A 21,527-nucleotide genomic window follows, 5' to 3' on the forward strand; every position below is an offset into this window, starting at 1 on the left:
CGGCATGAACATCGGCATCGCCAACGACCTGCCGCTCGCCGTCGAGGCGCTGCGCCGCGTGATCGCGCTGCGCCCGGAACATCGCGTGCTATGGGTCGCCGCCGATGGCGAAGAGGCCGTCGATTTCTGCGCCGCGCACACGCCCGATGTCGTGCTGATGGATCTCATCATGCCGAAGCTCGACGGCGTTGAGGCGACGCGCCGCATCATGGCGCGCACGCCCTGCCCGATCCTGGTCGTGACGAGCAGCGTCGGCACGAATACGTGGCGCGTCTATGAGGCAATGGGCGCGGGCGCGCTCGACGCCGTCGATACGCCGACGCTTGCCGAGCGGGGCGTGAGCGATGCCGCGCAATTGCTGCTGCAGAAGATCGACCAGATCGGCCGGCTGATGGACAGGCCGACGGCGCCGCTGGACACGGCTCGCGCGCCGCTCAGGCAGGACGCGCAGCGGCTCGTCGCGATCGGTGCGTCGGCGGGCGGCCCCGCCGCGCTCGCGACCGTGCTGGGCAGCCTGCCCGCATCGTTCGCGGCGCCCATCGTGATCGTCCAGCATGTCGACAAGGTGTTCGCCGACGGCATGGCGCAGTGGCTCGATGGACAGACACCGCTCACCGTGCGCACGGCGCGCGAGGGCGATGTTCCGTGCGCGGGCGTTGCGTTGCTCGCGGCGACCAACGATCACATGCTGCTGACACAACACGGCGCGCTGCACTACACTCGCGAACCGGCCGATCTGCCCTACCGTCCTTCCGTCGACGTGTTCTTTCACAGCGTCGTCGAGCATTGGCCCGGCGAGGCGCTCGGCGTACTGCTGACGGGCATGGGCCGCGACGGCGCAATCGGACTGAAGGCGATGCGCGCGAAGGGCTACGACACGATTGCGCAAGACGAAGCGACGAGTGCGGTCTACGGCATGCCGAAGGCCGCCGCGGCGCTAGGAGCGGCGCGGCGGATCGAGCCGCTCGGCGGCATCGCCGACCATCTGGCAGCGTTCGCGCGACGCTGACAGAGGCGATGGCAGCAGGAAATCCAGAACAGGGGCGGCACGCAGGCAAGGACAAAGACGGCGCATGACAGGCAATTCCAACAGGGGGACACACATGGACTTCGATCAAATCGGGGCACGGGATCAAGGGGGTTCCACATCGACGTCGGCTGATCGCGCGAACGCCGCGCTCGAAGCCGCGCGCGCCGCGCTGGAAACAGCCGCGCTGTCGGACGTGCCCATCATGGTGTTGCTCGTCGACGACCAGGCGATCGTCGCGGAGGCCGTGCGCCGCGCGTTCGCGAACGAGGACGGCATCGACCTGCACTACTGCGCGAGCGCCGACGACGCAATCCGCGCGGCGACCGACACGCGGCCCACGGTGATCCTGCAGGATCTCGTCATGCCAGGCATCGACGGCCTCACGCTCGTCAAGGCGTACCGTTCGAACGCGAAGCTGCGCGACGTGCCCATCATCGTGCTGTCGACGAAAGAGGAGCCCACCATCAAGAGCGCCGCCTTCGCGGCAGGCGCGAACGATTACCTGGTCAAGCTGCCCGATCGCATCGAACTCGTCGCGCGCATCCGCTATCACTCGCGCTCGTATGTGAATCTGCTGCAACGCGACCAGGCCTATCGCGCGCTGCGCGAATCGCAGCAGCAATTGCTCGAAGCCAATCTCGAACTGCGCAAGCTCACGCAATCGGACGGTTTGACGGGCCTGTCGAACCGCCGTTATCTGGACGACTATCTGAACGCCGAATGGCGGCGCGGGATGCGCGCGCAAACCGAAGTGTCGATGCTGATGATCGACGTCGACAGCTTCAAGCCTTATAACGACACATACGGCCACGTGGCGGGCGACGAAGTGCTCAAGCAGATCGCGTCGACAGTCGAAAGCTGCCTCGGGCGGCCCGGTGATCTCGCGGCGCGTTTCGGCGGCGAGGAGTTCGCGGTCGTGCTGCCGGGGACGTCGGCGGGCGGCACGCGCCTGCTCGCCGAGAAGATCCGGCTCCATGTGGAGGCGCTGCGCATTCCGCACGCGGGCTCGTCGTCGGGCCAGCATGTGACGATCAGCGTCGGCTGCGCCACGCAGGTTCCCGCGCTCGACGCGCCGATGACAACGCTGATCGAGGCCGCCGACCTTGCGCTCTATCGCGCCAAACGCGACGGGAAGAACCGCGTGGTTGCGATGGAAAGCGGCAGAAGCGATGCACGCGGCGCCACGTGAGTCGTTTTGCGTTGCAGTGGTGCTGCCGCGTATGAAGCCACGGCACGCTAACCCGGCTTGCCGACCGAGCCCAATGGCACTCAGGCCTATTCGGAGCCGGTCTCGAAGATACGTCGACGAGACTGGCGAAGCGTTACGCAGGATATGTATGGATAGGGAAAGCGAATGATCGCAACGAGCCACGGCGATCCGGTGCAAGCATGTCATGCCACCGCTGGGTCCCGCTGCGGGACAAGCACTGCCCAGATAGCGCGATCGACAGTGAGCAATTATGATCACGTGAAACTTTGTCGCTCACGACTTTGAGTTCCCGGCATGCGATCCAAAATGCATCGGATTATCGCGCTCATCTTGCTGGTGACGCTGGTCGCACTGGCAGTGCTATCAGTTGGCCTGCCCCACCCGCAGACGCATGCATGGATCTTCCTTGCAATGTTCGGGCTGCTCGCCTGCGTGCAAACGCCCAGAACGCGACCCGTGCTGCTCGTCTTCAGCAGCTTCGTGATCATCCGTTATATCGCGTGGCGCTTCGAGGCATTTCCGATTCATGGCGATCTGCCATCGAAGCTCGCGGCGGCAGCCCTGCTTTTGGCTGAACTGTACTGCATGGGCGTTGTGCTGCTGGGCTATTTCGTCAGTGTCAGGCCGCTCGAGCGTCGGCCGCTTCCACTGCCCGCCGATGACGCACTCCCCTTTGTCGATGTATTCATTCCGACGTACTCGGAACCGCTCTGGGTCGTTGCCCCCACCGTATGCGGCGCATTGGAAATCGATTACCCGAAAGAGCGCCTTCGAGTCTACGTGCTCGACGACGGCTTCCCACGATCCAGAACCGCGAAAAGTGAGGAGCAGCGCCAGGCACTCGCGGAACGCTCCGAGCAGCTGAAGGCACTGTGCAAAAGACACGGTGCCGTCTATCTGACCCGCGATTCAAACGAGCACGCAAAAAGCGGCAATCTGAATGCAGCTATGCAACGCACGTCTGGCGATCTGATGGCGATCCTCGATGCGGATCACGTGCCGACGCGGGACTTCCTGCGTTCCACGGTGGGGTTTTTTGTCCATGACGCGAAAACCGCTTTGGTGCAAACCCCGCATTTCTTCACCAACCCGGACCCGCTCGAAAAGAATCTCGGTCTTTTCAACCAGATGCCCGCGGAGAACGACCTGTTTTACCGCGCAGTTCAACCGGGTCTCGACACCTGGAATACCTCGTTCTTCTGCGGCTCGGGTGCGCTGGTCCGGCGCGCTGCCATCGAGGAGATTGGTGGTTTTTCGACCGAGTCGATCACCGAGGATGCTTCCACGTCAGTCAAGCTGCATCAGCAAAGCTGGCGTTCCGTGTACCTGGGTCGGCCGATGGTGGCGGGCTTGCAGCCCGAGACAGTCGCCGGGTTTCTCGTCCAGCGCATCCGCTGGGGCGTCGGCATGATGCAGATACTCATGAGGCAGAATCCGTGGCTCGTCCGCGGTCTGTCGCATGCTCAACGGCTCTGCTATTTTTCCATCGGGCTCTTCTGGTTCTTCCCGTTCGCTCGCCTGGTCACATTTGCAGTTCCGATTATTGGCATCGTGTTCAAGCTGCAGATGTACCCGGGAGGCACCGAAAATCTCGTCGGCTACACACTTCCCTATCTCGTCGTCGCGCTACTGACGGCTGAACGGCTCAACGGACGATTCCGGCGCATCTTTTCGTCCGAGCTCTACGAGACGCTTCAGGCGTTCTACATGCTGCCCGCGCTGGTGGGCGCACTTTTGCGCCCCAATGCGCCGACGTTCGCCGTCACGCCCAAGGGCGAGCAGAGCCGGAGTGACGTCATCAGTGAGTTCCGTCTGCCGTACTACGGCATGTTCGTCTTCAGCGTAACCGGCCTGGTCTGGGGCATCGTCAGGATCATCCTCGAACCCGATGCCCGCCCCATCCTCACGGCAGCCGTGCTATGGATAGGCTTCAACCTCTTCCTCAGTCTGGGTGCGCTCGGCGCGTTATTGGAAAAGGCTCAGCGTCGTACCAGGCCACGGATCGAAATCGACGAGACGATCACCATCGTCGGGGATTTCGGCGAGACGCAGGTACGGCTCCTCGATGTCAACGAGTTGGGCATGCGAATACACGCGCCTGAAGGGCTGACGCTGGATCGCTTTGAAGTCCGGTTCCAGCGACATCTGCTGGCAGCGCACGTGATCGCCCCCGTCGACAAGACGGCTGGCGTTTATGTCGCGCTGTACGCGCCAAGGACACCCGAAGAGGAGCGGGCCGCCGTGGTCCTCGCGTACGGAGATAGCGAGCGCTGGCTGCGGCTCTGGAAGCAGCGGGAGGCGTCGGCAAACCTCGTGCGGTCCTTGTTGGGCATGCTCGTTATTTCGCTAAGAGGCGCTCATGCACATGCCCGTCATGTGGGCCGCAAGGGCTTCCGTGGTTAGTCGGCTCGTGCGCGCCGCCGTTGTTGCCTGGCTGCTGGGCCTCGGCGCGCTGCCTGCCACCGCGCAGACAGTCACAAGACCGTTTTCCTCGCTCCCGTCGCCAGACGGTGCCGCGGCAGAGGCGCATGCGCTTGTCGTTGAACTGTCTGCGCGAGAAGCACTGAGCGGCGTTCACTTACAGCTGGCATCGGACGTTGCACCCGAGGCGGGAGCGCGGTATGTCGTGTGGGTCAATGGAACGCAGGTGGCACAGGCCGATGCGAGGGGCGAGGTGCAGACCATCCCGCTTTCCCCGCAAGCTTTCGTGCCGGGGACCAACAGCATTCAACTGGCACGCGTGCCGCACGCCGCAAAGATCACCGCAGAGACGGCGTACTCCGATATCGCGCCGGTTAACATTGCGCGCTCATCCATCTCGCTGGACTTTGCGGGGCTGCGCCCAAACCCGGCACCAACCCTCGCGCAGCTTCCGCTGGCGTTCGATGCCCGGTCATGGATGCCGCGCAACGTTACCGTTGCGCTGGGAAGCGGGTTGCCATCGCCCCAGCGACTACAGGCAGCCACGCTCGCCGTCGAAAGCATCGCTGCGCGCATGAGGCAGGTCGATGTCACGGTCACGTACAAAGGCACCGACCCGATCGTCAAACGCGGCGACTCGGGTTCATGGGATATCGACAAGGACACTGCTCGCGCAGGCGACGTGCTGCTCGTGGGCACGCGCAGTGCCTTGAAGGAAGCGTTGCCCGCAGCAGTTGCCGAGAGCATCAACGGCCCGTTTCTCGGCATCTACGCCGCCAACGAAGGCAAGTCGGTTGTCATGGTGCTTTCGGGCGTTACCGAGACCGATTGCCTGCGTGCCGCGCAGGCTTTCGCCGACACCTCGATGGCGCTCCCGTCGCGCGCGGACATGACGCTCGACGCCGCGGCCGCGATTCACGCTCCCCCGGGGCATCTCGCCATCTCGCTCGGACGTCCGGACGCCGCGCTCGTGCGCGCCGTGCTGAATTTCGCTGCCGTCCATGTCCGTGCAACGGGCGTGCTGGCCGACTTCACATTCGCGTTCCCGGGTGACTTCGCGAGCACCGACTTCTTTTTCGGCCCCGCCACGTCGCTCGACGCGCTGCAGCTTCGTCAACTGCCCTCGCTTCCGACCTTGCAGCCCGGACAAGCCGTGTCCTTGACGGGCCAAGCCAGCGGGCACCCGTTCGTTGCCATCCTTGGCAGCAACGACGCGTCGGTGCCGCGTGCCGTCGAAATGTTGCGCCAGCCCGCGGTCTGGTCGCAGTTTGCGCAGGGGGCGACGCTCTTCGACTCCGCGACGGTATCGACAACGCCGCTCGCGATTGCCGGCCGGTCGGGTATTGCGCGTCTGCGCCTGCTCCTGGCCGATCCCCTGGTGTTCTGGGGCGTGCTGACGATACTGCTTGCGCTTTCGTACATCTTTCTGAACATGACGCTCAAGGAACAGGTGAAGAAGCGATTCGACCAATCCTCCTTTTCCGACCCATCGCCAAAACGATGACCCCGAATCGCACGCTGATCACGCTAGCCGCCGTCATTCTGTTCACATGGCACGGCCCCGTCCGCGCGGAGCAGCCTGACTCACCGAAATCCCCAGATCCCGCGTCCGCCACACCCGGCCGTGAGTCTGGCGCATGGGGCAATTCGCCCGCAGCGCGAGATTCCGTCAGACTGGTCCAGCCACAGACGCCGCAAAGCGCCGTCACGCCCGGCAAGCCGCAGGCAGCAAAGCCCCTGAACTCCCACCCCCTGGTCGGCGGCCAACCTGCGCACAGGTCGACGAAAGAGCCGGTGTGCTCGAATCTGCCCGCGAAATGGGATCGCGGGCAGGCGCTTGCGGAGACAGGACGTGCCGAGCAGGCCTATGGCGTCTATCTGGAGCTGCTTCGCGTCTGCACCAATCCCGGCGAGCTCTCGGGCACAGCATGGAAGGCAGCAAAAGCACTGCCGCCAGCAGATGTGGACCGCCTCATTGCCGACCCCGTGTTCGAGGAACCCTCGCTAAAGCAGGTCCGTAACGATCTGAGGCTGCAGCGCATGTATGCGGAGAACGAAGCAGGCCACGATGCGAACGCGCTGGCGTACTCGAGAGTGCTTCGCGCAGATCCATCCGTCCATCTGGATGCGTCGGCACTGGAAGTATCCGGCTGGCTCGAAGACCGCGCGCACGACGACAAGGCCGCGGAGGCGCTGTTTCGCGAGGCACTGAAGACGGCCAGGGACCCGTCTTCGGCACGGCTCGGGCTCACGCTGTCGCTGATGCATCAACAGCGGCTTGCGGAAGCAGAAGCCGAGTCGCGTGAGCTGACCACGCAACAGGGCATGCGCGTTCACGCCGCCATCAAGCTGGCTCTGGCCAAGGACTCGCACGACCCCGCGCAGGTCGACGCCGCGCTCGAGCTGGTCGAAGAGACCGGCGACGCGACAGGGCCCGCCACGCGCGCGCTTGCAGGCTGGGCGCTGCTCAACAGTGGTCGCCCCGCGCAAGCCGAGCAGATTTTCTCAAAGCTTCATGAAGCAGCGCCCGAGAACGACGAATACATCCAGGGTCTGGTGTTCGCCGCCGCCGCCAATCGCGACTATGGAACGCTCGGCGCGCTCGTCGGCGAGAACTCCGGAAACATCCCACCGATTGCCCGCCAGACGCTCGCCGAACACGACGAACGCCTGGGACTCTACGACCGCGCGCGAGCCCTGACGGGTCGTCCTTCTGAAGGGCAGGAGCCTTCGCTGCAGTCGCTGTTCACGCTGGATCGTAAATCCGGCACGACCGGACAGGACAAGCTGACTGTCTGGACCATTCCGCAACTTTCGATCACGATGCCGGCGTCTCCCTCGTTGACCGTGCGCATCGACGGCACCGCACTTCGGCTGGACGACGGTGTGCAGCATGCGTGGGGAAAGCAGTTGGGTGTCACGGTGCGTACCGAGGTTGGTCAAGGCGTGCTGTTTGCCGGCGCGGAACTCGAAAAGCCCGGCGACGGACCCGTCCAGGTACTTGGCAAGGTTCAGTATCAGCGGATTGCCGAAAGCGAAGACGAGTTCTTGCGGCTGACCTTGAGCCGAGACAGCATCTACGATTCGCTGCGCGCATTCGAGGGCGCGCCCTCCTCCGGAACCGGGCCGGCCATTTCATCCTCCCTCGAGGTCGCGGCGCGGCAGGCAATTGGACGCAGTGCCTTCCATTTCGGCGAAACACTGTCCGGCGGTGCTGTCACGGCAAGTGGAACCGCCGTCAATCCTTTCTATGCCCTCAGCCTTTCGCTTACCCGGGACTTTCGCGCGAAAGGCTGGAGCTGGCTCAACGCAGGGCCGGAAATACGCCTGAGCTCATATCGCTACGACGCCAACCGGTTCGATGGTCCGTATGGCGGCTACTGGAGTCCTAAATCGAATCGCGAGGCAGGCCTCGTCTTTTACGCGCAGTCCGACGAAGGAGGCCGGTTTCTGTTCAAGACAGGTGGCCGGTTCGGTTACGCAACGCGCGAACTCTTCACGGGTCGCGCGTCCGGCGCGTTTGGCGAGGACACCACGACGATAGCCGGACTCCTTGCCCGTCACGTTATCGTGGGTACCGGTATCGGATATCGTGCTTCGCCCGGCTACCACGACATGAGCGTCTTTGCCTGGCTGAAGATTCCGTTCGAGCAACGAGGTCATTTGCGTGCGGTCGATCTTTTGACGCCGCGGGGCTTCTAGTGTTTTCTCTTCATTGCGACGTAGCCTGTCTTTCGATCCCGCGATCGATCCGGGCCGCAAGCGAATCGCAGCTGAATCGCAGCTGATCGTGACCGGCAACCGGTCCGCTCGTCCCTTTCACGAAAGAGACTTCACGGACCGGCTCAGGCACATCAAACAAGCGCGAGCTCAACGTCGATATTGCCGCGCGTCGCCTTCGAGTACGGGCAAGTCCGATGCGCCGTGTCGATGAGCGCTTGCGCGACGTCGCGTGCCACGCCCGGCAGGCTCACGTTCAGACGTGCCCGCAGCAAGTAACCGCCCTCACCCGTGCCGAGGTCCACTTCGGCGTCGACGCTCGCGCTTGCGGGCAACGTCACCTTCAGCTCGCGCGCCGCGAGACCCATCGCGCCGATGAAGCAGGCCGACCAGCCTGCCGCAAAAAGCTGCTCGGGGTTCGTGCCCTTGCCGTTCGTGCCGGGAGACGAAAGCTGGATATCCAGCCGGCCATCCGAACTGCGCGACGCGCCTTCCCGCCCGCCCGACGTGTGAGTCTTGCCGGTGTAGAGCACATTTTCGATGCGTGCCATGATGATTTCCTTTGCGTGTTGTGTGTGATTAGTGATGCTTGAAGGTCGAGCCGAGGTCGCTGGCGATTACGCGGTGACCCGACTGAACCGCCGAATCCGCCACACCGCCCACCGCGGCCATGTTCTCGTTGCCCGTCGCTTCGCGGCCGGCGTCTGCCGCGATCGCGGCGGCGCCTTGCTGGGAAGCCGGCGCGCCCTGGATCGGGTTGTAGTGCGGCGCGGGACCGTATCCGCTCGCGAAAGCGGAAGCAGAAGCAGCAACGCTCGCTGCAACGAAAACTGCGGCTTTGAAGAACTTGTTCATCATTTCTCTCCGGTAGTTGAAGACCCTCGGTCGAGGGCAGTTTGTCTGTCTACAAATCGCTGATCGATGCGGATTGGCGCTTTCGGCCGTTTGCCGTCCGATTCAACAGCGCACGCGATTCAATCGCATGCGATGCATTGTAAACGAAGCCGGATACATGTCAAGCATGCGATTCAATCGCGTACGATCATTTTTTGAAAAAGACTTGTGCGAAAGAAGCGCACGGAGACCGGCATTGGGCCGGGTGCGCGTAAACGCGCAGCGCGGGCGCGGCAGACATGCCGGGCCCGCGCTGCATCAGGTGGAAATACGGTTATTGCTGCTCGGTCACAGCTTTGACCAGGTTGTTGCGCAGCGTGACGATCGCCTTCTGCACCTTCGAGAATTCATCGGGCGTGAGGCCCGTCGCCTCGACGAGATCCATGTTCAGCGCCTTCTCGCGCAGGCGCCGGCCGCTCTTCGTCAGACTGACGCGCACCTGGCGCTCGTCTTCGGGATCGCGTTGCCGCTCCAGATAGCCCATGCCTTCGAGCTTCTTCAGGATCGGCGTCAGCGTGTTCGATTCGAGAAACAGCTTTTCACCGAGGCTGCTGACGGTCTGATCGTCCTCTTCCCACAATGCAATCACCGTGATGTATTGCGTGTAGGTCAGCCCGAGTTCCTCGAGAATCGGCTTGTACGCCTTGCCGAACGCGAGATTCGCCGAATAAACGGCGAAGCACAGAAAATCGGCAAGCTTCGGATTCGCGGCGTCCGCATTGGCAATGGTCTTCATATGCGTCCTCATCGGCTCGAGACGGATGTCTCGTCACGCACTTATTGTACATCGTATGCGATTTAATCGCAAAAGCTTGAAATTGCGCGAGGGTTGCTCATCGAACGTATCGTCAAAGCGATTTTCGCTGCATGATAGGCGTCGATGGACGTGGACTCGAACCGCATCAAGGAGACACCATGGACGAATCGACGGACACGGCGCGCGACTTCATCGTGCGCACCATGACAGCCGACGAAGTGGATCGCGCGATCGAATGGGCCGCGATCGAGGGCTGGAATCCCGGCATGCACGACACCCGCTGCTTTCGCGCGGCCGATCCCGATGGGTTCTTCGTCGGCGTATGGCGCGGCGATCCGGTCGGCTCGATTTCCGCCGTCGCGTACGACGCGAATTTCGGCTTTATCGGGCTGTATATCGTCAAGCCGGAGTTTCGCGGCAAGGGGCTCGGCCTGTGCATCTGGCAGCATGGCATCGCGTATCTCGGCGAGCGCAACATCGGGCTCGATGGCGTGGTCGCGCAACAGCCGAACTATCGAAAGTCGGGCTTTGCGCTTGCGTATCGGAACATACGGTTTCAGGGCATCGCGAAGGCTGGCATCGCGAGCAGCGCGGCGTTATCAGATGCGCGCGAATTGCCGTTCGACCAGCTGAGCGCGTATGACGGGCGCTTCTTTCCCGCGCCGCGCAACAGCTTTCTTCGCGCGTGGATCGGTCAGCCCGATGCCGTTGCGCTGGCGGATGTCGTCGATGGACAGATGCGCGGCTATGGCGTGCTGCGCCGATGCCGCGAAGGCCGCAAGATCGGGCCGCTTTTCGCCGACGACGCGCAGATCGCCGAAACGCTGTTCACCGCGCTCGTCGCGCGTTGCCCCAGCGAAACCGTGACACTCGATGTGCCCGAGCCGAACCCGGCAGCCGTGGCGCTCGCCGTGCGCCACGGCATGACGAGCGTGTTCGAAACGGCACGCATGTACACGAAAGAGGCGCCGGATATTCCGCTCGCGCAGATGTTCGGCGTCACTTCGTTCGAGTTGGGCTAACTGCTTTACCGCTTCTGATCGTAGCGATAGACGCCGTGTCCCGTCTTACGGCCCAGGCGCCCCGCCGCGACGAGTTCGCGCAGCAGCGGACACGCGCGATACTTCGAATCGCCGAAGTCCTTCAGGAACACATCCATCACGGACAGGCACACGTCGAGCCCGATGAGGTCCGCGAGCGCGAGCGGCCCGATCGGGTGATTCGCGCCGAGTCGCATGCCTTCGTCGATTTCCTCCGCCGTCGCGATGCCATCCGCCAGCACGAAGAACGCTTCGTTGATCATCGGCACGAGAATCCGGTTGACCACGAAACCCGGCGCATTCTTCACGCTGACGGGCGTCTTGCCGAGCCGCTGCGTCAGATCGCGCACGGCGGCGGCCGTATCGTCGGCGGTCTGCACGCCGCGAATCACTTCGACGAGCGGCATCAGCGGCACAGGGTTGAAGAAGTGCATCCCGACAAAGCGCGCGGGCTTCGCGAGCGTCGCGGCGAGCGCGGTGATCGAAATCGACGACGTATTCGACGCGACGATCGTCTCGCCGCTCACGATGGATTCGATCTGCCGCAGGATGCGGATTTTCAACTCGACGTTCTCCGTCGCCGCTTCGACGACGATATCCGCGCTGGAAAGGCGCTGATAATCGGTCGACGTTTCGATGCGCGCGAGCGCGGCATCGCGCGCCGATGCGTCGATCTTGCCCTTCTCGACCAGCTTCGCGAGACTCGATGTGAGCGTCGCGACACCCTTTTCGAGCGCGGCGTCCGTGACGTCGATGAGCACCACCTTGAGGCCCGCCACCGCCGACACCTGTGCGATCCCGTTGCCCATCGTGCCTGCGCCAACGATGCCTATCGTTTCGATCTTCGTTGCCATTGCTGCTCCTCTCTGTGCTGACTTGTGCGAATTTCCGCGGATTGCCGTTGATGCCTTGCGGCGCGTCATGGGCGATACGATACCGGTTTCTCGCGCACATTCGCGTGAAACCGGGCAATACGCGATGGGCACCGGAAAGAACCGAAGCAACGAGCGGCTATATCATCGGGGTAATCGATTCATGAAGGTCTCGCCATGTTGTCCGTCGATCTGAACCCGAAACGAAAACGCGAGAACCCGCTGCTGTGGATTTTCGAGCCTCTCGAACGAGATCCCGGCTATTCGCGCGAACGATTCTTCAACATGCAGGCCGCGTGGCTCGACGGCCTGCTCTATCTCGCGGTCGCAAGCGGTGAAGAGCCGTGGAATGGGCTCTTCGTGTGCACGTCACACGACCGGCAAGCCGGGTTGCTGCAAGCGTATCCCGCGCTTGTCCCGCACCCTGTGCTCGGCAAGTGGCTGTATGCGTCGCAAAGCCATCCAGAGTTCGAATCCGTCGCGCAGGATATGGTCGCCCTCGCGCGCGAGCGCGATCCGCGCATGGGTGTCGTGCCGGGCAAACGCAAGCGGTCGCCCGATGTGATCGAAATGAAGGCCTCGTCGGCGAGAAAAAAGAAGTAGCGGTCGCGCGCCTGGCCTTACGATCGGGGCTTTTCGTGCAAGGCGGAAGTTGCCGCCTAAGGCGTGCGCATGGGGTTGTCGCAACAGACCGGTAGTTGCGTTTTGCTCGACGGCGCAAGTCGTCCATGCTTCCCGGCCATTGCGACGATGCCCATGCAGGCAGGCCTGTCGAACTCTGAGCAGTAAAAACGCTGCAAATGCAGCCAGCGCATCGCGACATGAGGCACAGCGGACTGTGAGCCTGGAGTCATGCGAGTCCGCCCGCCGTACGACCCCGTCGCGCGGTGCGTGCCGGAAGATTCGCACGCCGATGAACCCGTACGCGTGCAGCAGGTTGGTCAAATGAAAACGGTCACATGGCGTTCGAACAAGCTTGCTTACGTGTTGCTTGCGAAGAACACGCCCGTCGATTTGCAGCAGATGGCGCAGCAGATTGCGAATGGCAAAGTTTCTGTATGGCAATGCGCAGCACGCTGTCGTGCCGTCCACCGTCATTCGACGAAGAAAAAGTCGCAGCGGTTTGAAAATAAAACTCGCAGCAACGTTGGGCCCGCTTTTGCTGACGCACGCCGGCTTGCCTTTGCCGCGCCAAAGACCCGCCGCGCCGGCGCGTTGAGCGCCTTTAGCATCTACGCACGCGTGACCGTCTGATTTTTCCTCCCCCTCTCAAGCGTGCCAGCGACAAACGGCGTATGGTTTGTCGCTTGCTATCCACTCTAGCGAAACCCACCAGGACATGGGTTCACTGTCTGACGGATGTCATCCGTCGACGACTACCTATGAGGGAGCCATCCATGGAAATGAGCACTGCAGGCTCGCGCTTCGTTTGTACAGCCGCGCTGGCCGCGACTTTCGCGCTTATCGAGGCGGATGCCGCCGCTCGGACAGAATGCCCTGATTTCGTCGAATTGCCGTCGGGAAGCAGCTTCAACGTCGCTCGTCTGATATACGACAACGGTTCTCCCGATGCGGCGCTCCGAAAAGTGCGCCAGATGTTCGCTCTAGCGTCCGAAGGAGGATGCCCGAGATCGGAGAAGCCTGCCGCGTGCGACGAAACGTTGGCGGTTGCAAGGAAGGCCATAACGGCATTGGAACTTTGCACAGCCGATACCTCCGCCGCTAACCCGGGGCACAGGGGTGGAAGTGTTACCCCAAGATAGCCGTTGCATCGGTTCAATAGCTCAACAACTCGATAGCCGTGAAGGAAAACGCACACAGTGCGCGTTGACGCGCTCCGTGCGCCCGTTTCAACAGAGCCGCAAAGCCATCCTATGCTACCCGTCGCCGCGCGGCCGGCTGATCCAGTCGATTGCACTCTTCATCTGCGCCGTGTATCCGCCGTTGTATTCCGGCGTCGCGATCACGCCACCTTCACTTTGTCTTTCGCCCGTCTTTCTTCTTCCTATACTTTGCATGGGCGAGGCCGGCCCATTGTCGGCAATGAGGCAACGCCTGTTTCGTCAGATCAACCCTGCCTTCGTCAAGGAGGTGGCACATGCAATACGACGAACAGAAAGTGCAGGACTTCATGGCCCGCATGGTCGAAGAGTTCGGCGCAGTGGCGTCCGCGCCGCTCATCGCGCTCGGTGACAGGCTTGGCCTGTACAAGGCGATGACCGAACAGGGTTGGCTGACCTCGGAGCAGGTTGCAGAACGCGCGGGCCTTGCCGAACGATACGTGCGCGAATGGCTCGCGGCGCAGGCCGCGTCTGGCTTCATCAGTTACGACGCGGCGAGCGCCCGCTACCGGCTCGAAAACGAAATGGCGATGTGCTTTGCGGAAGAGACAAGCCCGACCTTCGTTCCGGGCTTCTGCGACTGCGCCGAAGCCATGTTCCGCGCGATACCCAAGCTCGAAGCAGCGTTTCGCACGGGCCTGGGCGTCGGATGGCACCAGCATCATCCATCGCTGTTCAAGGGCACCGAGCGGTTCTTCCGGCCTGGCTACGCAGTGCATCTGGTCGACGAATGGATTCCGGCGCTCGACGGCGTCGAAGCGGTTCTGAAGGGGCATGCCGCGAAAGTCGCCGACGTCGGTTGCGGACACGGCACGTCGACGATCCTGATGGCGCAGGCCTATCCGAACGCCACATTCGTCGGCTTCGATTATCACGAGCCGTCCATCGAAAGAGCGCGCGAACTGGCCAGTGAAGCGAACGTCGCCGATCGCGTCACGTTCGAAGTGGCGAGCGCGCAGCAATACCCTGGAAGCGGCTACGACCTCGTCGCATTCTTCGACTGTCTTCACGACATGGGCGACCCGACAGGTGCCGCGGCCCATGTGCTGCAGTCGCTCAAGCCCGATGGCTCGTGGATGATCGTCGAGCCCTTCGCGAATGACCGGCTGGAAGACAATCTGAACCCTGTCGGCCGAGTGTTCTACTCGGCGTCGACGATGATCTGCACGGCTGCGTCGTTATCGCAGGAAGGCAGAAAAGCGCTAGGCGCGCAAGCAGGTGAAGCACGGCTCAAGGAAGTCGTGACGGCGGGCGGCTTCACCCGCTTCAGACGCGCAACGCAGACGCCATTCAATCTGGTCTTTCAGGCTCAGGCGTGAACGGATACGCCGGCACATAGAACGGCTATCAAAACGGGCCGGGCGCGCATGCACGCCCGGTCTCGCTCGCCGCCCTAAGCCTACTCGGACATCGCGCCTGACGCGGGATGATCCATTTTCATCGAATCGTTCTTCTTCATCTTGTGGCTCTTGCTCATCTTGTCGTGAGACATGTCTCCCTTGCTCATCTTGTCGTGAGACATGTCTCCCTTGCTCATCTTGTCATGAGACATGTCGCCCTTGCTCATCGTGTCGTGTGACATCTGATCGTTCGACATCGCGCCGCTCGCCTGCGCGAATGCAGCGGATGTGCCCATCGCCAGTGTCGCCGCGATTACTGCCGTCATCAGTCGTTTCATTGCTCATCTCCTTGGGGTTGAAAGTGGCATCCGGCCTTTCCGGAACCAGCAAAACGGGCGGCGCTCACGAACCGCCGAACCAGTTGTAGCCCTGATCGACCCAATAGCCGCCGGGATACGTATTGGTGACGAAGATCTCGACGATATGCTTCGGGTTCTTGTAGCCGAGTTTCGTCGGCATGCGCAGCTTCATCGGATAGCCGTATTTCGCGGGCAGACGCTCGCCGTCGTAGTCGAACGTGAGCAGGGTCTGCGGATGCAGCGCCGTCGGCATGTCGATGCTCTCGTAGTAATCGTCTGCGCATCGAAAACCGACGTATTTCGCCGTCGTATCCGCGCCCACGCGGCGCAAGAACTCGCGGAACGGCGTGCCGCCCCAGCGCCCGATCGCGCTCCAGCCTTCGACGCAGATATGCCGCGTGATCTGCTCCGCGTGCGGCAGCGCATATAACTCCGGCAGCGTCCACACGCGCTGCCCGGTCACGAGGCCGCCCACTTTCAGTCGATAGTCACTGCCGTTCACTTCGGGCACTTCGTCGATGCCGTAGTACGCGTTGAACGGAAACGGCCGCGTGATCTGCGCTTCCGTGTAGGTTGGCGCGAGGCGGTTCGGATCGAACAGGAGCGCCTGCGCTCGATCGTTCAGGCGCGAGACTGCCATCAGAAACTTGTTGACCGACTCGTCATCGGTGATCGAGCAGCCTGTCAACAGCGACAGTCCGCCCAAGGTCAACAGCCGCTTGCCGAACAGACGGCGCGACGGCATGTCCAGTTCGCCGCGCGCATCCGCCACAATCGCGGCGCGGTCGAGCTCGATGATTTTTCTGTCGTTGGCGTTCATGGCGTGTTCCTCGACAAAGATCAGCGGCCGCGCAGCATCGTCAGCAGCGAGCGTGGTACGAGCGCAACCATCGCGACGTGCACGACGACGAACGCCGCCATTACCGCCATCGCGCAGAAGTGAACGATGCGCGCGTTGTCGTAACCGCCCATCAGTTCGCGCAACAGCGGAAATTGCACGGACTTCCAGATCGCGAGCCCCGACAGCACGAGCACGACGAGATCGATGACTACGACGAGATACGCGAGCTTCTGCACTGCGTTGTACTGGCGCAGATCCGCGTGAGAGAGCTTGCCGCTCAATGCGGCAATGGAATCGCGCAGCACGTCGCGCGGCGAGAGCGGAAAGAACTTCGAAACAAAGCGCCCGCTCGCGATGTTGAGCGCGAGATAGACCAGCCCGTTGAACACCAGCAGCCACATCGCCGCGAAGTGCCATTGCAGCGCGCCGCCGAGCCAGCCGCCAAGGGTGATCGACGGCGGAATCACGATGTTATGAAACACCGGCGACGCGTCGTAGATGCGCCAGCCGGAGAACATCATGATCAGCGCCGCCAACGCATTGAGCCAGTGCGTGATGCGCAGCCAGAGCGGATGAATCGGCGGATTGCGCGGCAAAGTTTCGCGCGCTGGCGTGAGTGGCGCTTTCATCGTTTCCATGTCGATCACCATGACGGTCGGATACCTGTCAATTCGTTGCCAACGCGCGATCGGTTACACCGTCGCGCCGATCACGCGCAGATGTGTTCAGCGCTTTTGACCGGCATGAAAAATTTCGCGCGCGCTGTAACCGGCTGCCGCGAAAACGCGAACTAGCGTGATAAAGGAAGCGGGTGACGACGATGGACCACGACCGCGCTATAGTGGCGCATCACGGCTTCGGCTGTTCCGAAACGATCGATCTGAAACTGGGCGCCGCACTCGCGTCTGCGGACGCGGGTTATTCGCATGGTTCGTCGACTCGCCGTCTCGCCAATAGGGGAACCATGTTGCAGGACGCGGAAAGCCGCCTGAAAGCGCTATTCGTCAGCGGTCTCGACGGCGATGCCGACGCTTATCGCAGCTTCCTGCAAGCGCTCACGCGGCATTTGCGCGGCTACTTGCGCAAGCGCATTCCGAACCATCGCGACGACGTCGAAGACCTCGTCCAGGAGATTCTGCTCGCCGTGCACAATGCGCGTCACACGTATCGCGCGGACGAACCGCTGACCGCCTGGCTGCACGCGATCGCCCGCTACAAGCTGATGGACTTCTTCCGCTCGCGCGCGCGCCGCGAATCGTTGAACGATCCACTCGACGATCACGCCGACCTGCTCGCCGACACCGACGACGAACCCGCGCAGGCACGTCATGACATCGGCAAGCTGCTCGCACATCTGCCGGACAAGCAGCGGCTGCCCATTGTCCATATGAAACTCGAAGGCTTATCGGTGACGGAGACGGCACGCATCACCGGCCTTTCCGAATCGGCCGTCAAGGTGGGCGTGCATCGCGGTCTCAAGGCACTGGCCGCGCTTATTCGGGGGCTGCGATGAAGACCGACGATCTCATTAGCCTCCTGTCGAACCACGTGACGCGTGTCGATCGCGAGGCCGTCGCGCGCCGTTTCATCAAGGCGATGCTGCTCGGCGCGTTGGGCTCGCTGATCCTGATGACCATCGTGTTCGGCGTGCGGCACGATCTCGGCAGTGTCGCGCGCACGAGCATCTTCTGGGCGAAGCTCGCGTATCCGCTCGCGATTGCCGTCGGCGCAATGCTCGCCGTGATGCGGCTCGGCCGTCCGGGGGCTCGTGCCGGTTATACGTGGGCGCTTGTCGCGCTGCCGTTCGTCGCGGTTTGGATCGCGGGCGCGTTCGTACTCGATGGCGTGGCGCCCGAGGGGCGCTGGCCGCTCGTGCTCGGTCAAACGTGGCGCACGTGTCCGTTCAACATCCTGCTGCTTTCCGTGCCGACGTTTCCTGCCGTGTTCTGGGCCGTCAAAGCGCTCGCGCCGACGCATCTGCGGCTCGCGGGTGCAGCCGCCGGCCTGCTCGCGAGTTCCACCGCCACGGTCGTCTATTGCCTGCATTGCCCCGAGATGAGCCCGGCATTCTGGAGCGTGTGGTACGCAATCGGGATGTTGATGCCCGCGGGCATCGGCGCGTGGCTCGGGCCGAAGCTGTTGCGATGGTAGGACGCGCCCCATTGCCGGTTTGCACGTTCGAAAGCCAGGGCGTCAATCGCCGCGCTTACGTGTCCGTTCAATCTGTGCATTGCGCGCGTGCGGTCGCGTGCGCTTCACCGTGTTGCGGACGGTTGGCCGCCGCGCCGAAGATCAGAAAGCTCGCAGCCGCGAGTATCCACACGCCCACGCCTCCATACAGCATCACCCAGCCGAAGCCGTGCACGAGCGCGTCGTGCGCGGTCTTCTGATCGAGCGCGACACCGTGGCCTGCCGCAATCGCAACGCTCGACGCATGAATCTGCGCGGCGTCGAGCGCACCCGAAAGCGCGTGGGACAGCGATGCATCGACACCCGCCACCAATACGAACCCCATCAATGCGATGTTGATCGCGAGCGCGATCATGCGCGCGCTCATGTCGATGCCCGAGGCCATGCCGGCGCGCGCGCTCGGCACGGCGCCCGTCGTCGTGTTCGTCACCGTCGTGTTGGTAAGGCCCAGTCCGACGCCCGCTACGACGCAACCAGGCAGCATCGTGATCCAGCTCGCGTGTTCAGCGATGCCGCCGATGCGCATCAGAAAGAAGCCCACGCCGATCGTGAACAGTCCGCCTGGAATGACATAGATGGGGCGATAGCGGTAAGCGAGGCGTTCCGCGACGGGCGGCACCACCAGCGTCGGCAGCGTATAGGCGAGCAGCGCGAGTCCCGCGCGAAGATCGTCGTAGCCGAGCGCGTTGTGGAAGTACACGGGCAGATAGATCATGAAAGGCCAGAAGCTGAAATTCATCGCGGCTGAACCGATCAGCGCGCCCGAGAACTCGCGAATGCGAAAGACGGAGAAGTCGAACATCGGATGCGCGCTCAAGTTCTCGGCGACGAAGAACGCGATCAGGCAGAGCGCGCTCATCGCGACAATGCCGAGCGCACGCAGGCTCGTGAAGCCGAGGTCCGCGCCCTGCGTGATATAGAAAGCCAGGCCGAACACGGCGAGCGACAACGTCGCGGCGCCCCATGCATCGAGCTTTTGCGCATGCGGATCAAGCGATTCGCTGACGCCGCTCGCCGCGAGTGCGATCGTGGCGAGCGCCAGTGGCGCGTGAACCAGAAAGACCCATTGCCAGCCGACGAGCGCGGCCGTCGCGCTGCCGATGATCGGCCCGAATCCCAGTCCGATTCCGAAGATGATGCCCCACGCAGCAAATGCATTGACGCGCTCGCGCCCCTGCTGGAACTGATGCGAAAGCACAGCCACCTGGCAGATGAGCATGGCGCCGCCGCTTGCGCCTTGCAGGAAGCGCCCCGCAATCAGGACGGCCATGTTCGAGGCAAGCCCGCATAACAACGACGTAACGCCGAACAGCGCGATGCTGACGATGAATACGCGCTTGCGGCCGAAGCGATCCGCGAGCGTGCCCGTCGCCATCAAGACGGTCGTGCACGCGATCGTGTACGCGTTCATGACCCATTGGATGTCCTTGAAGTCACCGCGCAATAGATGTTCGAGCGTCGGCAGGATCGCGGGGACACTGGAAATCTCAAGACCGAACATCAATGACGAAAGGCAGGCAGCAAGCAGCGCAAGCGTGTTCTTGCGAAAGCGGAGATACGGCATGACGTGAACCCGATGCTGTGAATGAACGGTTAATATATCGGGAACTTCAGTCCCTATTGGTGAGCTATTTTCCGATGAATGAGTCCATCATGGAACCAATGAGGTGGCGTGATGACTGACCGGCTCGATGGCGTCGCAGCCTTTGTGCAGGTCGTCGAGGCGGGCAGTTTCGCGCTGGCGGCCGAACGGCTGAACCTCACTCGCTCGGCCGTCGGCAAGGTGATTGCGCGGCTGGAAATGCGGCTTGGCGCGCGACTGATTCATCGCACGACGCGCAGCCAGAGCCTCACCGAAGACGGCCAGGCATACTACGAGCGCTGCGTGCGCGCGCTCGCGGAGCTCGAGGCCGCCGAGGCCGAGCTCGAAGGCGGCCGTCGCGCGCCGCGTGGTCGGCTGCGCGTCAGTCTGCCGCTCGCGTTCGGCCAACTGTGCGTCGCACCTGTTTTAATGAATCTCGCGCGCCGACATCCGAAGTTGCAGATCGACATGTCGTTCAGCGATCGCATGGTCGACCTCGTCGAAGAAGGCTTCGATCTCGCCGTGCGAATCGGTGAACTGCGCGACAGTGCGAGTCTCGCGGCACGGCGCCTCGGCGTGCAGTACACGAGCATCGGCGCAGCGCCGTCGTATCTCGTCGAGCACGGCATGCCCTTTTCGTTCGACGATATGGATGGACGCGATGGCGTCGTCTATGCGCGCGCCGGCGCGCTGGTACCGTGGGATCTGCGTGACGACTCGGGTCAGGTGAAGCGCGTGAAGATTCGCCCGCAGTTGAGCATGGACGACGTGCAGGCGATCGCGTCCGCGGCCGTTGCAGGCTTCGGGCTTGCACGCCTTCCGTCCTGGCTGCTCGCGCGATACGCGAAGACGGGGGAACTGGTGCTGGTCAAGGGACGTTGCAGCCTGCCGCCACAAGAGATAAACGTCGTTTGGCCGCGAACCCGCTATATGCCCTCTAAAACGCGTTGTGCGATCGATGCACTCGTCGAGGACATTCCGGCGATGATCGACGAATGAACGCGGCCGCTTCGCGTATGCGTTGCGAAGCGGCCGCGCTGTTTGCTACAGCGTTTCGAAAGACTGGAAGTCTGAACGCGCAGCCAGTGCCCGTCACTCTTTTCGCGAGATGGCCTGCAACAGGGAATCGCCGTGGACGGTCAGGCGCGGACGCCGAACGCCGCCCGCCATCTCTTCGAGTGCGACAAGCTGTTGTTCAAGCAGTTGATCCAGTTCCGCACGGTCAAGGTCGATCTGGTCGGGCGCTGACTTCACCAGCATCAACGTGGCGAACTCATGAGGACTCAGCATGTCGTGTCTCCGTCATATCGGTTAGTTTTTTTGCCGCGATAGTGCCTTGCCGTCAGGCGAAAACGCTCTTTGACCTCGCCTCTAGCCTTCGCTTTTTGCCTTCTATGTCAATTCCGATCTTTGCGAATCGATCTGCACGC

The 21,527-nt window shown here is 62.6% G+C and carries 22 protein-coding genes; 12 read left to right on the forward strand and 10 right to left on the reverse strand.

What is annotated here, in order from left to right:
• Positions 1-4: 4 nt before the first annotated feature.
• The 5 genes from BN2476_RS01990 (at position 5) to BN2476_RS02010 (ending at position 8,363) form a co-directional block, all read left to right on the forward strand.
• A complete protein-coding gene (locus BN2476_RS01990; protein ID WP_087732554.1) occupies positions 5-1,009 on the forward strand; it encodes a chemotaxis response regulator protein-glutamate methylesterase in 1,005 nt (334 codons plus the stop codon).
• A 94-nt stretch (positions 1,010-1,103) separates the two neighbouring features.
• Positions 1,104-2,219: a diguanylate cyclase gene (locus BN2476_RS01995; RefSeq protein ID WP_087732491.1), complete on the forward strand. Its 1,116-nt coding sequence runs from the start codon at positions 1,104-1,106 to the stop codon at positions 2,217-2,219.
• Positions 2,220-2,546: 327 nt separating this feature from the next.
• Positions 2,547-4,643: a UDP-forming cellulose synthase catalytic subunit gene (bcsA, locus tag BN2476_RS02000; protein WP_160111661.1), complete on the forward strand. Its 2,097-nt coding sequence runs from the start codon at positions 2,547-2,549 to the stop codon at positions 4,641-4,643.
• Positions 4,600-6,165 carry a cellulose biosynthesis cyclic di-GMP-binding regulatory protein BcsB gene (locus tag BN2476_RS02005; RefSeq protein WP_087732493.1) on the forward strand — a complete coding sequence of 522 codons (1,566 nt, stop codon included), beginning with the start codon at positions 4,600-4,602 and terminating at the stop codon, positions 6,163-6,165. Before bcsA ends, BN2476_RS02005 begins: the two co-directional genes overlap by 44 nt.
• On the forward strand, positions 6,162-8,363 hold the full coding sequence (locus tag BN2476_RS02010; protein ID WP_087732494.1) for a tetratricopeptide repeat protein: 2,202 nt from the start codon (positions 6,162-6,164) through the stop codon (positions 8,361-8,363). The genes BN2476_RS02005 and BN2476_RS02010 overlap by 4 nt, the downstream gene beginning before the upstream one ends.
• A gap of 152 nt (positions 8,364-8,515) precedes the next feature.
• On the opposite strand, the gene BN2476_RS02015 is transcribed toward BN2476_RS02010, so the two are convergent.
• The 3 genes from BN2476_RS02015 to BN2476_RS02025 all read right to left on the reverse strand — a co-directional run bounded on the left by BN2476_RS02015 (position 8,516) and on the right by BN2476_RS02025 (position 10,011).
• Complete coding sequence (locus tag BN2476_RS02015; RefSeq protein ID WP_087732495.1) at positions 8,516-8,932, reverse strand: organic hydroperoxide resistance protein; 417 nt, start codon at positions 8,930-8,932, stop codon at positions 8,516-8,518.
• 28 nt (positions 8,933-8,960) lie between these two features.
• Entirely contained in the window at positions 8,961-9,236 is a 276-nt protein-coding gene (locus BN2476_RS02020; RefSeq protein ID WP_087732555.1) for a hypothetical protein, read from the reverse strand.
• Between the two features lie 313 nt (positions 9,237-9,549).
• Positions 9,550-10,011, reverse strand: a complete 462-nt coding sequence (locus BN2476_RS02025) for a MarR family winged helix-turn-helix transcriptional regulator (RefSeq protein ID WP_087732496.1) — start codon at positions 10,009-10,011, stop codon at positions 9,550-9,552.
• Between the two features lie 179 nt (positions 10,012-10,190).
• Here BN2476_RS02025 and BN2476_RS02030 point away from each other — a divergent pair, with 179 nt between their 5' ends.
• Positions 10,191-11,054 (forward strand): GNAT family N-acetyltransferase, encoded by an 864-nt coding sequence (locus BN2476_RS02030; RefSeq protein WP_087732497.1) that lies wholly within the window; start codon positions 10,191-10,193, stop codon positions 11,052-11,054.
• A gap of 5 nt (positions 11,055-11,059) precedes the next feature.
• Here BN2476_RS02030 and BN2476_RS02035 read toward each other — a convergent pair whose 3' ends face one another.
• Positions 11,060-11,926, reverse strand: coding sequence for a 3-hydroxybutyryl-CoA dehydrogenase (locus tag BN2476_RS02035; protein WP_087732498.1), 867 nt, complete (start codon positions 11,924-11,926; stop codon positions 11,060-11,062).
• 195 nt (positions 11,927-12,121) lie between these two features.
• Between BN2476_RS02035 and BN2476_RS02040 the strand changes: the two genes are divergently transcribed.
• Both BN2476_RS02040 and BN2476_RS47555 read left to right on the forward strand, forming a co-directional pair.
• On the forward strand, positions 12,122-12,547 hold the full coding sequence (locus BN2476_RS02040) for a hypothetical protein (RefSeq protein ID WP_087732499.1): 426 nt from the start codon (positions 12,122-12,124) through the stop codon (positions 12,545-12,547).
• A 342-nt stretch (positions 12,548-12,889) separates the two neighbouring features.
• A complete protein-coding gene (locus tag BN2476_RS47555) occupies positions 12,890-13,198 on the forward strand; it encodes a hypothetical protein (protein ID WP_175607928.1) in 309 nt (102 codons plus the stop codon).
• 623 nt (positions 13,199-13,821) lie between these two features.
• On the opposite strand, the gene BN2476_RS49250 is transcribed toward BN2476_RS47555, so the two are convergent.
• Positions 13,822-13,962 carry an NAD(P)H-dependent oxidoreductase gene (locus BN2476_RS49250; RefSeq protein ID WP_087732500.1) on the reverse strand — a complete coding sequence of 47 codons (141 nt, stop codon included), beginning with the start codon at positions 13,960-13,962 and terminating at the stop codon, positions 13,822-13,824.
• 80 nt (positions 13,963-14,042) lie between these two features.
• Between BN2476_RS49250 and BN2476_RS02060 the strand changes: the two genes are divergently transcribed.
• Complete coding sequence (locus BN2476_RS02060) at positions 14,043-15,104, forward strand: class I SAM-dependent methyltransferase (protein WP_087732501.1); 1,062 nt, start codon at positions 14,043-14,045, stop codon at positions 15,102-15,104.
• A gap of 80 nt (positions 15,105-15,184) precedes the next feature.
• Here the strand turns inward: BN2476_RS02060 and BN2476_RS02065 are convergent, their stop codons facing one another.
• The 3 genes from BN2476_RS02065 to BN2476_RS02075 form a co-directional block, all read right to left on the reverse strand.
• Complete coding sequence (locus BN2476_RS02065; RefSeq protein WP_087732502.1) at positions 15,185-15,463, reverse strand: hypothetical protein; 279 nt, start codon at positions 15,461-15,463, stop codon at positions 15,185-15,187.
• A gap of 64 nt (positions 15,464-15,527) precedes the next feature.
• Positions 15,528-16,304: a molybdopterin-dependent oxidoreductase gene (locus BN2476_RS02070; protein WP_087732503.1), complete on the reverse strand. Its 777-nt coding sequence runs from the start codon at positions 16,302-16,304 to the stop codon at positions 15,528-15,530.
• Positions 16,305-16,324: 20 nt separating this feature from the next.
• Positions 16,325-16,963 carry a cytochrome b/b6 domain-containing protein gene (locus tag BN2476_RS02075; protein WP_087732557.1) on the reverse strand — a complete coding sequence of 213 codons (639 nt, stop codon included), beginning with the start codon at positions 16,961-16,963 and terminating at the stop codon, positions 16,325-16,327.
• Between the two features lie 329 nt (positions 16,964-17,292).
• Between BN2476_RS02075 and BN2476_RS02080 the strand changes: the two genes are divergently transcribed.
• The gene (locus BN2476_RS02080) at positions 17,293-17,838 is read left to right on the forward strand and encodes a sigma-70 family RNA polymerase sigma factor (RefSeq protein ID WP_087732558.1); all 546 of its coding nucleotides are present in this window, start codon (positions 17,293-17,295) and stop codon (positions 17,836-17,838) included.
• A complete protein-coding gene (locus tag BN2476_RS02085; protein ID WP_087732504.1) occupies positions 17,835-18,476 on the forward strand; it encodes a DUF1109 domain-containing protein in 642 nt (213 codons plus the stop codon). The genes BN2476_RS02080 and BN2476_RS02085 overlap by 4 nt, the downstream gene beginning before the upstream one ends.
• A 67-nt stretch (positions 18,477-18,543) precedes the next feature.
• Here BN2476_RS02085 and BN2476_RS02090 read toward each other — a convergent pair whose 3' ends face one another.
• The gene (locus tag BN2476_RS02090) at positions 18,544-20,079 is read right to left on the reverse strand and encodes an MFS transporter (RefSeq protein WP_087732505.1); all 1,536 of its coding nucleotides are present in this window, start codon (positions 20,077-20,079) and stop codon (positions 18,544-18,546) included.
• 111 nt (positions 20,080-20,190) lie between these two features.
• On the opposite strand from BN2476_RS02090, the gene BN2476_RS02095 reads away from it, so the two are divergent.
• A complete protein-coding gene (locus tag BN2476_RS02095; RefSeq protein ID WP_087732506.1) occupies positions 20,191-21,096 on the forward strand; it encodes a LysR family transcriptional regulator in 906 nt (301 codons plus the stop codon).
• A gap of 93 nt (positions 21,097-21,189) precedes the next feature.
• On the opposite strand, the gene BN2476_RS02100 is transcribed toward BN2476_RS02095, so the two are convergent.
• Positions 21,190-21,387 carry a hypothetical protein gene (locus BN2476_RS02100; protein ID WP_087732507.1) on the reverse strand — a complete coding sequence of 66 codons (198 nt, stop codon included), beginning with the start codon at positions 21,385-21,387 and terminating at the stop codon, positions 21,190-21,192.
• Positions 21,388-21,527: the final 140 nt, after the last annotated feature.

The organism is Paraburkholderia piptadeniae, from assembly GCF_900007165.1.
GTDB lineage: Bacteria > Pseudomonadota > Gammaproteobacteria > Burkholderiales > Burkholderiaceae > Paraburkholderia > Paraburkholderia piptadeniae.

Excerpts from the sequence above, each read along its gene's own strand:
- BN2476_RS02005 (WP_087732493.1), top strand. The coding sequence starts at position 4,600 with ATGCACATGCCCGTCATGTGGGCCGCAAGGGCTTCCGTGGTTAGTCGG.
- BN2476_RS02095 (WP_087732506.1), top strand. The coding sequence starts at position 20,191 with ATGACTGACCGGCTCGATGGCGTCGCAGCCTTTGTGCAGGTCGTCGAG.
- BN2476_RS02040 (WP_087732499.1), top strand. The coding sequence starts at position 12,122 with ATGTTGTCCGTCGATCTGAACCCGAAACGAAAACGCGAGAACCCGCTG.
- BN2476_RS02035 (WP_087732498.1), bottom strand. The coding sequence starts at position 11,926 with ATGGCAACGAAGATCGAAACGATAGGCATCGTTGGCGCAGGCACGATG.
- BN2476_RS49250 (WP_087732500.1), bottom strand. The coding sequence starts at position 13,962 with ATGCAAAGTATAGGAAGAAGAAAGACGGGCGAAAGACAAAGTGAAGGT.
- BN2476_RS02010 (WP_087732494.1), top strand. The coding sequence starts at position 6,162 with ATGACCCCGAATCGCACGCTGATCACGCTAGCCGCCGTCATTCTGTTC.
- BN2476_RS02065 (WP_087732502.1), bottom strand. The coding sequence starts at position 15,463 with ATGAAACGACTGATGACGGCAGTAATCGCGGCGACACTGGCGATGGGC.
- BN2476_RS47555 (WP_175607928.1), top strand. The coding sequence starts at position 12,890 with ATGAAAACGGTCACATGGCGTTCGAACAAGCTTGCTTACGTGTTGCTT.
- BN2476_RS02025 (WP_087732496.1), bottom strand. The coding sequence starts at position 10,011 with ATGAAGACCATTGCCAATGCGGACGCCGCGAATCCGAAGCTTGCCGAT.
- BN2476_RS02075 (WP_087732557.1), bottom strand. The coding sequence starts at position 16,963 with ATGGAAACGATGAAAGCGCCACTCACGCCAGCGCGCGAAACTTTGCCG.
- BN2476_RS02015 (WP_087732495.1), bottom strand. The coding sequence starts at position 8,932 with ATGGCACGCATCGAAAATGTGCTCTACACCGGCAAGACTCACACGTCG.
- bcsA (WP_160111661.1), top strand. The coding sequence starts at position 2,547 with ATGCATCGGATTATCGCGCTCATCTTGCTGGTGACGCTGGTCGCACTG.
- BN2476_RS02030 (WP_087732497.1), top strand. The coding sequence starts at position 10,191 with ATGGACGAATCGACGGACACGGCGCGCGACTTCATCGTGCGCACCATG.
- BN2476_RS02100 (WP_087732507.1), bottom strand. The coding sequence starts at position 21,387 with ATGCTGAGTCCTCATGAGTTCGCCACGTTGATGCTGGTGAAGTCAGCG.
- BN2476_RS02090 (WP_087732505.1), bottom strand. The coding sequence starts at position 20,079 with ATGCCGTATCTCCGCTTTCGCAAGAACACGCTTGCGCTGCTTGCTGCC.
- BN2476_RS02070 (WP_087732503.1), bottom strand. The coding sequence starts at position 16,304 with ATGAACGCCAACGACAGAAAAATCATCGAGCTCGACCGCGCCGCGATT.
- BN2476_RS01995 (WP_087732491.1), top strand. The coding sequence starts at position 1,104 with ATGGACTTCGATCAAATCGGGGCACGGGATCAAGGGGGTTCCACATCG.
- BN2476_RS02020 (WP_087732555.1), bottom strand. The coding sequence starts at position 9,236 with ATGAACAAGTTCTTCAAAGCCGCAGTTTTCGTTGCAGCGAGCGTTGCT.
- BN2476_RS01990 (WP_087732554.1), top strand. The coding sequence starts at position 5 with ATGAACATCGGCATCGCCAACGACCTGCCGCTCGCCGTCGAGGCGCTG.
- BN2476_RS02060 (WP_087732501.1), top strand. The coding sequence starts at position 14,043 with ATGCAATACGACGAACAGAAAGTGCAGGACTTCATGGCCCGCATGGTC.
- BN2476_RS02085 (WP_087732504.1), top strand. The coding sequence starts at position 17,835 with ATGAAGACCGACGATCTCATTAGCCTCCTGTCGAACCACGTGACGCGT.